Here is an 11,907-nt window from a genome sequence, read left to right on the forward strand (position 1 = left end):
CTTGCCGTGGAGAAGGGCGCGCAGTGTAGGCGCCGCTCCGGCGGAGCGTCTTGACCCAGGCTACTGCCGCGCCCGCCACTGCCGCGGCGTGCGTCCGCTCTCCCGGCGCAGCGCCCGGGTGAAGGCGCTCTGCTCGGAATATCCAGCGCGCTGGGCGATCTCACTGATGCTGGCGTCGCTGCCCAGCAGCTGTCGCTTGGCCCAGCGCAGGCGCGCGGCGCTCACCCAGGCCTGTGGCGCCAGACCGAACTCGCGCACGAACAGCGCATGCAGGCGGCTGCCGCTGACCCCGGCCATGGCCGCCATGCGCGCCACCGACCAGTCCATGCCCGGCGCCGAGACCACGGCCATGCACAGCGCCTGCAGGCGCGCGCCGCTGCCGGCCGGCGCGAAATGGCGCAGCAGGCGCGGCAGCGGATCGTCCTTCAGGCCGTTGCCCGGCAGTCCCTGCAGACGCTGCCGCACGTCCGCCGGCAGCGCCAGCCAGGGCCTGCGGTACAGGTGTTCCAGCGTGTCGTCGTCGAGCACGCCCGGCGGGCAATCGACGATCAGGCAGCAGTTCTCGCCCAGCGCTTCGAGATCGTGGGTCTGGCCGGGCGCGACGAAGGCGCCCTGCAATCGGTCCAGGTGGCCGCCGCTGCCGCCCACCTCGAACTGCAGCTCGCCACGCACCGGCAGCACCCACTGCGCGTAGTCGTGGCACTCCAGCCCGGTGGGCCCGAGATAGCGGCGCAGATGGGGCGTGCTGGCGGACATGGAGGGAGTCTGCGCAGGAGGCGAGCGTCGCCGCAACCGGCGGCGGCGGAACGGAGATGCGCGCAACGATGGCGGCCCCGACACGATTCGAACGTGCGACCTGTCCCTTAGGAGGGGACCGCTCTATCCAGCTGAGCTACGGGGCCTGCGAGCGCGTATTGTGACATGCCGCCGTGCCGCCGGGCATCCACCGCGTGCCGAGAAGTGCGGCCGGCTCTGCTAAAATCGCGGTTCTGCACGCCGCACCCCACCACTGCCAGCGGCTGCGCCCCCCCAACGCAAGGCAATCAGGAGATTTCATGTCCTTCGAAATGCTCAAGGCGCTCGGCCTCGACGCTTCCAACGCTGGCACCTATCTGGGCAATGGGCAATGGTCCACCGCGACCGGCGCGGGTGTGCTCAAGCCGCAGAACCCGACCACCGGCGAGGTGATCGCCGAAGTCCAGGCCACCACCGAGGCCGACTACGAAACCATCGTCGCCCGCGCCCAGGAAGCCTACAAGGTGTGGCGCACCACCCCGGCCCCGCGCCGTGGCGAGGCCGTGCGCCTGTGCGGCGAGGCGCTGCGCCGGCACAAGGACGCGCTGGGTTCGCTGGTCGCGCTGGAAATGGGCAAGTCCAAGCCGGAAGGCGACGGCGAAGTGCAGGAGATGATCGACATCGCCGACTTCGCGCTGGGCCAGAGCCGCATGCTGTACGGCTACACCATGCACTCCGAGCGCCCCGGCCACCGCATGTACGAGCAGTACCACCCGCTGGGCCTGGTCGGCATCATCTCGGCCTTCAACTTCCCGGTCGCGGTGTGGAGCTGGAACGCGTTCCTGGCCGCCATCTGCGGCGACGTGTGCATCTGGAAGCCGTCCAACAAGACCCCGCTCACCGCCATCGCCACGATGAAGATCTGCAACGAGGCGCTGAAGGAAGGAGGTTTCCCGGACATCTTCTTCCTGATCAACGACGCCGGCACCGCACTGTCGGAAAAGCTCGTCGACGACAAGCGCGTGCCGCTGATCTCCTTCACCGGCTCGACCCAGATCGGCCGCATCGTCAACGAGCGCGTCGCCCGCCGCCTGGGCCGCTGCCTGCTGGAGCTGGGCGGCAACAACGCCATCATCCTGGACGAGACCGCTGACCAGAAGCTGGCCGTGCCGGGCATCGTGTTCGGCGCCGTCGGCACCGCCGGCCAGCGCTGCACCACCACCCGCCGCCTGATCGTGCACGAATCGATCTACGACAACGTGCTGGCCACCCTGGTCAAGGCGTACAAGCAGGTCGAAGGCAAGATCGGCGACCCGACCGACCCGGCCAACCTGATGGGCCCGCTGAACAGCCCCGAGGCCGTGCAGCAGTTCCTGGCCTCGATCGAGAAGGCCAAGGCCGCCGGCGGCACCATCGAGACCGGCGGCACCGCCATCGACCGTCCGGGCAACTTCGTGCTGCCGGCGATCGTCACCGGCCTGAAGAACAGCGACCAGATCGTGCAGCACGAGACCTTCGCCCCGATCCTGTACGTGATGAAGTACACGACCCTGGACGAAGCCATCGACATGCAGAACGGCGTGCCGCAGGGCCTGTCCTCGTCGATCTTCACCACCAACCTGAAGTCGGCCGAGAAGTTCCTGTCGGCGGCCGGCAGCGACTGCGGCATCGCCAATGTCAACATCGGCACCTCCGGCGCCGAGATCGGCGGCGCGTTCGGCGGCGAGAAGGAAACCGGCGGCGGCCGCGAGTCCGGTTCGGACGCATGGAAGGTCTACATGCGCCGCCAGACCAACACCATCAACTACTCCGATTCGCTGCCGCTGGCCCAGGGCATCAAGTTCGACCTGTGATGGCGACGGACTCCCGCCCTGCGGGAGTCCTTTTCCCGTAGGAGCGCACCTTGGTGCGCGAGGGCTTTCCCGGTAAAGCCCCTTCGCGCACCAAGGTGCGCTCCTACGGCTCTCTACACTCCCGAAGGAGCCCGCGATGAGCATTCCCGCCCCACGCCAGACCAGCAGCTATGCCGTGATCGCCCTGGTCGCCGGCATCCTCGGCTGGACCCTGCTGCCGTTCCTGGGCAGCATCGGCGGCATCATCTTCGGCCACATGGCGCGCGGCGAGATCCGCCGCAGCAACGGCCAGCTCGACGGCGACGGCCTGGCCATCACCGGCCTGGTGCTGGGCTGGGTGTCGGTGGCGATGTGGGTGCTCTGCCTCCTCGCCTTCGTCCTGTTCTTCGGTGGCCTGGCCTGGATCGCCGCGCTGAACTCCTGAGGCACGCGTGAGCGCTCCCGCCGATCCGACCGAACGCTTCAGCAGCCGGGTGGCGGATTACGTCCGCTACCGGCCCGGCTATCCGCCGGCGCTGCTGGCGTGGCTGCATGGCGACATCGGCGTACCGCCCACCACTGCGGTCGCCGACATCGGCGCCGGCACCGGCATCTCCACCCGCCTGTTCCTGGACGCCGGCCACCCGGTGGTCGCGGTCGAGCCCAACGCCGCGATGCGCGAGGCCGCCGAGCGCTGGCTGGCCGCCGACCATCCGCAGCTGGCCTTCGTCGACGGCACCGCCGAGGCCACCACGCTGGCCGACGCCAGCGTCGGCCTGATCAGCGTCGCCCAGGCTTTCCACTGGTTCGATACCGCCGCGGTGCGGCCGGAATGGCGGCGCATCCTGCGCCCGGGCGGCATGGCGCTGGTGTACTGGAACTCGCGCCTGCTCGACGTTTCGCCGTTCCTGTCCGCCTACGAACAACTGCTGCAGGACTACGGCACCGATTACAACGCAGTGGCCGAGCGCTACCAGGACGACGCGACGATGCGCGCCTGGTTCGGCGACGGCCTGCGCGGCATGGTCCAGTTGCCTAACACGCAGCATCTGGACTTCGATGGCCTGCGCGGCCGCCTTCTTTCTTCCTCCTACGCACCGCAGCCCGGCCAGCCGCGGCACGCGCCGATGCTGGAGGCCCTGCGCGCCCTGTTCGACGCCCATGCGGTGGACGGACGGGTCGCCTTCGAATACCGAACCCGTGCCTTCATCGGCACGCTGGACTGAAACAGCATGTATCCGCTTGCCCGCCCCTTCCTGTTCGCCCTCGACGCCGAACGCGCCCATGGCCTGACGCTGTCCGCGCTGGAACTGGCCTGGCGCACCGGCACCACGCCGCTGCTCGCGGCGCGGCCGGCGCCGATGCCGACCTCCGCGTTCGGCCTGGACTTCCCCAACCCGGTCGGGCTGGCGGCCGGGCTGGACAAGAACGGCGAGCACATCGACGCGCTGTTCGGGCTGGGCTTCGGCTTCGTCGAGATCGGCACGGTCACCCCGCGCCCGCAGGCCGGCAACCCGAAGCCGCGACTGTTCCGGCTGCCGCGGCACGCGGCCATCATCAACCGCATGGGCTTCAACAACGCCGGCGTCGATGCGCTGGTGCGCAACGTCGAGCGCAGCCGCCAGCGCACCGGCCCGCTGGGCATCAACATCGGCAAGAACAAGGACACGCCCAACGAGGACGCGCTGTCGGACTACCTGGCGTGCATGGAGAAGGTGTACCCGCTGGCCGACTACATCACCGTCAACATCTCCTCGCCCAACACCGCCGGCTTGCGCGAGCTGCAGGAAGAGCAGGCGCTGCGGCGGCTGGTCGGCGGCCTGCGCGAGGCGCAGGAACGGCTGGCCGCCCAGCATGGCCGGCGCGTGCCGATGCTGGTCAAGGTCGCGCCCGACCTGAGCGACCGCGATATCGAGGCGGCCGCGCGCGTGCTGGGCGAACTGGAAGTGGATGGCGTGATCGCCACCAACACCACCATCGGCCGCGAGGGCGTCGAGCACGATCCGCGCGCCGCCGAGACCGGCGGCCTGTCCGGCGCGCCGCTGCTGGGCCAGGCCACCCTGGTGCTGCGCCGCCTGCGCGCGCGCCTGCCCGAACGCATCCCGCTGCTGATCGGCGTGGGCGGCATCCAGTCCGGCGCCGACGCGGTGGCGAAGATGTCCGCCGGCGCCACCCTGGTGCAGTGCTACAGCGGCCTGGTCTTCCGCGGCCCGGCGCTGATCGGCGAATGCGTGGACGCCATCCGCCGCCGCCGCGAGGCCCCGTCCCGAGGCGCCGTCGCCCCGCTATGACAACCGCTGCACCCTGGTCGCTGACCGAAAACGCCCCGCTGCATTCCCTCAACACGTTCCATGTGGCCGCCCGCGCGCCACGCCTGCTGCGCGTGCGCGACGCGGCCGCCCTGCCGGAAGCGCTGGCCGCGGTGGCACCGTCGCCGCTGCTGGTGCTGGGCAGCGGCAGCAACGTGCTGCTCGCCGCCGATCCGGAAGGCACCGTGCTGTGCTTCGACAACCGCGAGGTCGCTATCCTCGAGCACCGCGCCGACCATGCGGTGGTCCGCGCCGGCGCCGGCGTGGCCTGGCACGAACTGGTGATGTGGTCGCTGGCCCAGGGCCTGTCCGGGCTGGAGAACCTGGCGCTGATTCCCGGCACGGTCGGCGCCGCGCCGATCCAGAACATCGGCGCCTACGGCGCCCAGGTCGGCGAATTCATCCAGACCGTCGAAGCCTGGGACACCGTGCGGCACGAATGGGTGCAGCTGGACCAGGAGGCGTGCCGCTTCGGCTACCGCGACAGCCTGTTCAAGCACGAACCCGACCGCTACCTGATCACTGCGGTGCAGCTGCGCCTGCCGCTGCTGCACGAACTGCGCCTGGACTACGCCGGCATCCGCGAGGAGCTGCAGGCCATGGGCGTGGAACTGCCGGTGGCCGCCGACGTGGCCAACGCGGTCATCGCCATCCGCCGCCGCAAGCTGCCCGACCCCGATGTGCTCGGCAACGCCGGCAGCTTCTTCAAGAACCCGATACTGCCGCGCGAGCAGGCCGAGGTGCTGTCCCAGCAGCATCCGGCGCTGCCGGTGTTCCCCGGCGACGACGACGGCAACCGCAAGCTGTCGGCGGCGTGGATGATCCAGGCCTGCGGCTGGAAGGGCCGGCGCGAGGGCGATGCCGGCGTATCGCCGGACCATGCGCTGGTGCTGGTCAACCATGGCAATGCCACCGGCGCCGAACTGCTGGCCTTCGCCCGCCGCATCTCCGCCTCGGTGCTGGAAACCTTCGGCGTGCCGATCGAGCCCGAACCGCGCCTGGTCGGCGCGCGCTGGTGAACGCCACCACCGCAGCCCCCGGCTTGGCTCCGCTGCGCGCCGCGCTGCTGATGTTCGGCAGCGCCATCGCCTTCGGCCTGATGGCGATCGCCATCCGCTACGCCACGGCCCATGTGCCGACCCAGGAAGTGGCGTTCTTCCGCAACGCCTTCGGCCTGCTGGCCTTGTTGCCCATGCTGCTGCGCCCGGGCCATGCGCCGCTGCGCACCCGGCAGCTGCCGCGCTACCTGGTACGCAGTGCGATCGGCCTGGCGTCGATGCTGTGCGCCTTCTGGGCGCTGGGCCACCTGCCGCTGTCGCAGGCCATCTCGCTGTCCTATTCGACGCCGTTGTTCGTGACCATCGCGGCGGTGCTGTGGCTGGGCGAAACCGTGCGCGTGCGCCGCTGGGCGGCGGTGATCGCCGGCTTCATCGGCGTGCTGGTGATCGTGCGGCCCGGCTCGCACGGCTTCCAGGCCGGCAGCCTGGTCGCGGTGGCCGCGGCCATGCTCAGCGCGCTGGTGTCGATCCAGATCAAGCAGCTCACGCGCGTCGACGGCCCGGATACGGTGGTGTTCTACACGTATGTTTTCTGGGTGCCGCTGTCGCTGGTGCCGGCGCTGTTCGTGTGGACCTGGCCGACCGGCATCGCCTGGCTGTGGCTCGGAGCCACCGGCGTGCTGGGGACGGTCGGGCAGCTGCTGTGGACGCGCGCGCTGCGGCTCGGCGAACTCTCGGCATTGACCCCGATCAGCTTCACCCAGCTGCCGCTGGTCGTTTTCCTGGGCTGGTTGCTGTTCGGCGAGACGCTGGATCGCTGGACCCTGCTGGGCGCGGCCATCATCCTCGCCGCCAACGCCTACATCGCCCATCGCGAGGCGGTGGTGGCGCGCCGGGCGGCGACGAAAACACCCTGAAAGCCGGCCCGGGCGATAGCACGGCATTCTGAAGCAACACCGGCGCACCGGCATCGCTCGGGTACCGCGATGCCACGCTGGCGTCCACTCCTCCGGCCTTGGGCGCAGGAACGAATGCCGTGCGCTTCGCCGACCGCTTACCCGGCGATGGACGCCAGCGGAAGTGCGATCCCGACCGATGTCCCACCCGCTGGCGGGCATTCAACGGAGATATCGCCGCCCGCCTCCACCACGATGTCCCGCACCACGGACAGGCCCAGCCCGGTTCCCTCGCCTTTGGGCTTGGTCGTGAAGAAGGGCATGAACACACTGGTCCTTATCGGCTCCGGTATTCCGGGACCGTCGTCGCTGAGCACCAGTCTGAAAAGGCCGGCCGCGTCGTCGCGCAGGGCGACGAGCCGGAAAGTTCCCTTTCCGGGGAGCGCATCGCGGGAATTCCCGGCGATGTTGAGGATCGTCAGTTCGAAGTTGCCCTTGTCCATGTGCACGGGCAGAGCCGCCTCCGGGCGCTGCAGCGTCAACTGGACCTCGGGCCCGAGCAGTTGGCGGAGCATCGGCTGCAGCTCCTGCAGGACGGCGCCGGCATCGAATGTCTCCGGCTGCGAGATGTCCAGGCGGCTGAAATTCAGCAGTTTCCTGCTGATCGCCATCGCGCGGCGGGCGGCCAGTTCGACGCGTTCGAGAACCGAAGCAAGCGCCGGCCCGCCTCCATCGGCCAGCAGCCGGTTGCGTTGCTGCGCGTATCCGAGGATGACGGAGAGTACGTTGTCGAAGTCGTGCGCGAGGCCGCTGGCCAATCTTCCGGCCAGATCCATCTTCTGCGAATGGATCAGCTGCTCGCGGGTGCGCTCGCGCTCGGCGATCTCGTCCTCCAGGCGCGCATAGGCCTGCTCCAGCGCCCGGCTGCGCTGCTCGGATTCCTCCAGGCTGTCGCGCAGCGCGGCCACGGTGCGGTCCAGCACCAGCGCAATGATCAGCCAGATGCCGCCGATGGATATGGCCTTGCCGATGGTGGTGGCCGGCGCCCCCGCCCCGGCGCGGACCATGTCCAATGCCACGCAGGCCAGCAGCATCGCCGCCAGCGCCCCGAGCATCAGCCACAGCGTTCGCCGCCCCATCACCAGGCCGGCCAGCGACAGCAGCAGCAGCGGGATCGGATCGAGTCCGACCCGCGCCAGGCCGACGCTGGCGTAGGCGAGGCCGACGCATATCGACGCCACGAAGAGGAACAACGCCACGCCCTGGCGGAAACGTCCGCGGCGGATGCACCACAGGGCAACCCACGCCGAGGCGATGAGCAGGGCGTCGGTGGCGAGGTCCGCGGAAAGCTGCAGGAACCCGGGCCGGGCAGCCTGCCCCGTACTGACCGCGTAGAGGAAGATGGCCTTGTTGATCGGCACGAAGATGCCGAAGAACAGCAGGATCAACTGGATGAACGGCGCATTGCGCCGGTCGACCGGATTGGACGACGGGGCGCCCCTCAGCCATCGCGTAAAGGGATTCACGGAGCGCTCCGCATTTCCCGGGCAGGGATCGATTCCTGTGGCGCCTCGCCACGCATGAGTGGAGCCCGCCGAGCGTCCTGCATATCCTCACCGTTTCCCTTCAATGTCCGGCGATTGTATACAGCGGCGGCCGAGGCAGAGGTCCTCGATTCCGTCAGGCCAGCGCCGCTGGAAACGGGCGCGACCGCGTTGGCAAATACTCCATGATCACAAGCACATGCTGCCCGCGATCCGACTCTCCGACGTCGCGCCATCGGGCCCGCTCTGCCATCGCGGCAGAACGCGGCTGGCGCCATCCCGACCGCAAGGTCCCAGCCGGCGGATTCGCTGGTCGCGCGGAGGCTCCCTACGGGAAGATGGCCCCGCAGTATGCCGGGGCCATCCTCTTCACCGCGCCATATCGGAAGGTCGTACGCGCAGCTCCAACACCTGCGTAGTAGCGGTACATCAACGGAATCAAGGGCGAATCCCGATACCGGTCTGGTATCGACAAAGACGGCCAATGGATACGCCGCCCAGATCTCGCAGGTAGCCTCCAGATGCACCGCAGCGTACAGCAGGAACGTTCTCACCGGTCGTTGCGTGATGAACCTGGTCGGCATCGGGGCATGCCGTGACCCGACGCAACATGAACATCCCGCCAACCATGACCGCACGGCCGAGCCGATGCGAATCATCGTCAACTGGGATCTGGTGCAGCGACCGTATCGTCCGCTTCTCTTCCGAATCAATACGCCAAGACAGTATCAAAGGTGGACTTCGCTCTCTGCTGGCGTGGTCATGCGGTACTCGGCGAACGAGACGACGTTGCCGTCCGGATCACGCACATGGAAGGTCAATCCGCCCCAGGCCTGGCGCGTCAACGGCTGAACGATGTCCGCGCCGCGTGCGACGAACTCCGCGAACAGCGCCTTGACCCCGGTGACCTCGAACGAGGCGAGGACAAGCCCGCATTCACTCGCGGCGAGCTCGGCGAAGTTGGGCTCGCCGACGAAGCGCAGGTGGAGGCAGGCGCCGCCGCGCGAGACCGACCCGTAGAACGGCGGCTGCCCGTACAGGAAGTCGATGTCGAACCCCAGCCGGTCACGATAGAAGGACGCGGCACGCGTGACGTCGCAGACGAAGAAGATCGGCACCGCACCATGGATGCGGGCCGCTGGCGGTTCCGGGATCATCTTCGTCGGCACGGAAGCGGCGGCAGTGCGGAGCGCCATCCAGTCCAGGAATCCAGCCTCGACCGCAACGATCTCCTGTGCCAGCGTCAACGGCAGCGGCATGGCCAGGATCTGCGCATCGTCCAGATGGCGAAATCGCTCCAGCAGGCGGACTTTGGCGCCGATGGAGTAGTTGGAACTGCGATGCCAGCGAACCAGTTGTTTGGCCTGCTTGCGGTAGGTGTCGATCGTAGGCATGGATATGCTCCGGCTGATGTGGATCAGCGGGCGGGCCTGGCCCTTTCGACGTCGCGCCGATGCATCCCGGGAAGCGGCTTGGACGTTAGAGGGGGAGATCGACCTTGTCAATTCCGCATCCAGTCCCGGTTGCGGGCGCCATCGACGGAAAAGCCACGCCATGACAAACAGCATCCAGCGCAGTGGGCATCGACGCCGACCAGTCTCCCCACTGCCCGTGACGGAAGCCTACGAGACGCTACATCAACCTCCGAAGCGCAGCCCCTCCCCTTCCGTCGCACCATTCAACGACAGGAACTGCGGCAGATCGTCCCCTTGGCAGAAACGGCGATCTATGAAATGGAGCGCTGCGGCGAATTGAGAACACTCCTGCGCATCGAGCAGCAGTTCGCGCGCCATGGCCAGCTAAATACCGTCAAGGCCGTACTGCCCGAGGTTCAATGCATCGCGGGGACCATTGAATCGTAGTCGTGCGGAAAAGTGACGGTACCGCTGGGCCATACCATCACTCCATCCCGTCCTAGTCGGAAGCCTCGCGTTGCGGAAGTTTTTCGATAGCTGGCGGCAATCCTAGAAGGACGCCCCCTCACTCCCACTCGATCGTCGCCGGCGGCTTGCCGGAGATGTCGTAGACCACGCGCGAGACGCCGCGCAGTTCGTTGATGATGCGGTTGGACACGCGGCCGAGGAAGTCGTACGGCAGGTGCGCCCAGTGCGCGGTCATGAAGTCGATGGTCTCCACCGCGCGCAGCGCGATCACCCATTCGTAGGCGCGCGCGTCGCCGACCACGCCCACCGACTTCACCGGCAGGAACACCGCGAAGGCCTGCGAGGTCCTGTCGTACAGGTCGGCCGCGCGCAGTTCCTCGATGAAGATGGCGTCGGCCCTGGCCAGCAGTTCGGCGTACTCGCGCTTCACTTCGCCCAGGATGCGCACGCCCAGGCCCGGGCCGGGGAACGGATGGCGGTAGACCATGGCGCGCGGCAGGCCGAGTTCGACGCCGAGGCGGCGCACTTCGTCCTTGAACAGCTCGCGCAGCGGCTCGACCAGCTTGAGCTTCATGTCTTCCGGCAGGCCACCCACGTTGTGATGGCTCTTGATGACGTGCGCCTTGCCGGTCTTGCTGCCGGCCGACTCGATCACGTCCGGGTAGATCGTGCCCTGCGCCAGCCACTTGGCATTGCTGAGCTTGTTCGACTCCTCGTCGAAGATCTCCACGAACAGGTTGCCGATGATCTTGCGCTTGGCTTCCGGGTCGCTGACGCCTTCCAGCGCCTTGAAGTAACGGTCGGCGGCGTTCACGCGCACCACCTTCACGCCCATGTTCTCGGCCATCATCTGCATGACCTGGTCGCCTTCCTGGAAGCGCAGCAGGCCGGTATCGACGAACACGCAGGTCAGCTGCCGGCCGATGGCCTTGTGCAGCAGCGCGGCCACCACCGACGAATCGACGCCGCCGGACAGGCCCAGGATCACCTCATCGCCGCCAACCTGCTCGCGCACGCGGGCGATCTGGTCGTCGATGATGTTGGCCGCGGTCCACAGCGTGGCGCAGCCGCAGATTTCGGTGACGAAACGCTTGAGCAGCGCCGAGCCCTGCTTGGTGTGGGTCACTTCGGGGTGGAACTGCACGCCGTACCAGCGCTTTTCCTCGTTGGCCATCGCCGCCACCGGGATGCGGTCGGTCACCGCGGTGATGGCGAAACCCGGCGGCACGTGGGTGACGTGGTCGCCATGGCTCATCCACACGTCCAGGCGCGGCTCGCCGTTGTGGTCGGACAGGCCGCCCAGCAGGCCGTCGTTGCCCAGCAGCTTCACTTCGGCATGGCCGAACTCGCGCTGGTCGGCCGCCTCGGTGCCGCCACCCAGCTGCTTGGCCATGGTCTGCAGGCCGTAGCAGATGCCCAGCAGCGGCAGGCCGCTGTCGAACACTTCCTGCGGCGCGGCGGGCGCGCCCACCTCGGTCGTCGACTCGGGACCGCCGGACAGGATGATGCCCTTGGCGCCGAACGCGGCGATCTCGGCCGGATCGTGGTCCCACGCCCAGATTTCGCAATACACGCCGAACTCGCGGATGCGGCGCGCGATCAGCTGGGTGTACTGGGCGCCGAAATCGAGGATGAGGATCTTGTCGTTGTGGATGTTGGTCATGGGGCCTGGAACGAATCGATGAGTCGGGAAACGGGGCAATGCGATGC

11 protein-coding genes and 1 tRNA gene are annotated in these 11,907 nt (G+C 68.2%); 6 read left to right on the forward strand and 6 right to left on the reverse strand.

From position 1 onward, the window contains the following. Window positions 1-60 precede the first annotated feature (60 nt). Together ABTV91_RS12405 and ABTV91_RS12410 are read right to left on the reverse strand one after the other, a co-directional pair. Complete coding sequence (locus tag ABTV91_RS12405; protein WP_433851719.1) at window positions 61-756, reverse strand: helix-turn-helix domain-containing protein; 696 nt, start codon at window positions 754-756, stop codon at window positions 61-63. Between the two features lie 69 nt (window positions 757-825). Continuing rightward, window positions 826-902: transfer RNA gene (locus tag ABTV91_RS12410), tRNA-Arg, on the reverse strand. Between the two features lie 153 nt (window positions 903-1,055). On the opposite strand from ABTV91_RS12410, the gene amaB reads away from it, so the two are divergent. The 6 genes from amaB to ABTV91_RS12440 all read left to right on the forward strand — a co-directional run bounded on the left by amaB (window position 1,056) and on the right by ABTV91_RS12440 (window position 6,791). Beyond that, window positions 1,056-2,588 (forward strand): L-piperidine-6-carboxylate dehydrogenase, encoded by a 1,533-nt coding sequence (amaB, locus tag ABTV91_RS12415; protein ID WP_433851720.1) that lies wholly within the window; start codon window positions 1,056-1,058, stop codon window positions 2,586-2,588. A 136-nt stretch (window positions 2,589-2,724) separates the two neighbouring features. Beyond that, a complete protein-coding gene (locus ABTV91_RS12420; RefSeq protein ID WP_433851721.1) occupies window positions 2,725-3,012 on the forward strand; it encodes a DUF4190 domain-containing protein in 288 nt (95 codons plus the stop codon). Window positions 3,013-3,019: 7 nt separating this feature from the next. Continuing rightward, the gene (locus ABTV91_RS12425; RefSeq protein ID WP_433851722.1) at window positions 3,020-3,793 is read left to right on the forward strand and encodes a class I SAM-dependent methyltransferase; all 774 of its coding nucleotides are present in this window, start codon (window positions 3,020-3,022) and stop codon (window positions 3,791-3,793) included. 6 nt (window positions 3,794-3,799) lie between these two features. Beyond that, window positions 3,800-4,858 (forward strand): quinone-dependent dihydroorotate dehydrogenase, encoded by a 1,059-nt coding sequence (locus ABTV91_RS12430; protein WP_433851723.1) that lies wholly within the window; start codon window positions 3,800-3,802, stop codon window positions 4,856-4,858. Beyond that, window positions 4,855-5,895: a UDP-N-acetylmuramate dehydrogenase gene (gene murB / locus ABTV91_RS12435; RefSeq protein WP_433851724.1), complete on the forward strand. Its 1,041-nt coding sequence runs from the start codon at window positions 4,855-4,857 to the stop codon at window positions 5,893-5,895. The genes ABTV91_RS12430 and murB overlap by 4 nt, the downstream gene beginning before the upstream one ends. A 32-nt stretch (window positions 5,896-5,927) precedes the next feature. Continuing rightward, a complete protein-coding gene (locus ABTV91_RS12440) occupies window positions 5,928-6,791 on the forward strand; it encodes a DMT family transporter (protein WP_433854178.1) in 864 nt (287 codons plus the stop codon). 137 nt (window positions 6,792-6,928) lie between these two features. Here the strand turns inward: ABTV91_RS12440 and ABTV91_RS12445 are convergent, their stop codons facing one another. The 4 genes from ABTV91_RS12445 to guaA all read right to left on the reverse strand — a co-directional run bounded on the left by ABTV91_RS12445 (window position 6,929) and on the right by guaA (window position 11,860). After that, window positions 6,929-8,296, reverse strand: a complete 1,368-nt coding sequence (locus tag ABTV91_RS12445) for a sensor histidine kinase (RefSeq protein ID WP_433851725.1) — start codon at window positions 8,294-8,296, stop codon at window positions 6,929-6,931. A gap of 746 nt (window positions 8,297-9,042) precedes the next feature. Next, window positions 9,043-9,708 (reverse strand): glyoxalase superfamily protein, encoded by a 666-nt coding sequence (locus ABTV91_RS12450; protein WP_433851726.1) that lies wholly within the window; start codon window positions 9,706-9,708, stop codon window positions 9,043-9,045. A 243-nt stretch (window positions 9,709-9,951) separates the two neighbouring features. Further along, window positions 9,952-10,107 (reverse strand): hypothetical protein, encoded by a 156-nt coding sequence (locus tag ABTV91_RS12455; protein WP_433851727.1) that lies wholly within the window; start codon window positions 10,105-10,107, stop codon window positions 9,952-9,954. Between the two features lie 187 nt (window positions 10,108-10,294). Further along, window positions 10,295-11,860 carry a glutamine-hydrolyzing GMP synthase gene (guaA, locus tag ABTV91_RS12460; RefSeq protein WP_433851728.1) on the reverse strand — a complete coding sequence of 522 codons (1,566 nt, stop codon included), beginning with the start codon at window positions 11,858-11,860 and terminating at the stop codon, window positions 10,295-10,297. Window positions 11,861-11,907 lie beyond the last annotated feature (47 nt).

This window comes from Stenotrophomonas nitritireducens (genome assembly GCF_050984405.1).
Lineage (GTDB): Bacteria > Pseudomonadota > Gammaproteobacteria > Xanthomonadales > Xanthomonadaceae > Stenotrophomonas > Stenotrophomonas nitritireducens_B.

What these genes read in the sequence shown, in the direction of transcription:
- ABTV91_RS12405 (WP_433851719.1), bottom strand. Translation starts at nt 756, where the DNA reads ATGTCCGCCAGCACGCCCCATCTGCGCCGCTATCTCGGGCCCACCGGG.
- amaB (WP_433851720.1), top strand. Translation starts at nt 1,056, where the DNA reads ATGTCCTTCGAAATGCTCAAGGCGCTCGGCCTCGACGCTTCCAACGCT.
- ABTV91_RS12420 (WP_433851721.1), top strand. Translation starts at nt 2,725, where the DNA reads ATGAGCATTCCCGCCCCACGCCAGACCAGCAGCTATGCCGTGATCGCC.
- ABTV91_RS12430 (WP_433851723.1), top strand. Translation starts at nt 3,800, where the DNA reads ATGTATCCGCTTGCCCGCCCCTTCCTGTTCGCCCTCGACGCCGAACGC.
- murB (WP_433851724.1), top strand. Translation starts at nt 4,855, where the DNA reads ATGACAACCGCTGCACCCTGGTCGCTGACCGAAAACGCCCCGCTGCAT.
- ABTV91_RS12450 (WP_433851726.1), bottom strand. Translation starts at nt 9,708, where the DNA reads ATGCCTACGATCGACACCTACCGCAAGCAGGCCAAACAACTGGTTCGC.
- ABTV91_RS12455 (WP_433851727.1), bottom strand. Translation starts at nt 10,107, where the DNA reads ATGGCGCGCGAACTGCTGCTCGATGCGCAGGAGTGTTCTCAATTCGCC.
- guaA (WP_433851728.1), bottom strand. Translation starts at nt 11,860, where the DNA reads ATGACCAACATCCACAACGACAAGATCCTCATCCTCGATTTCGGCGCC.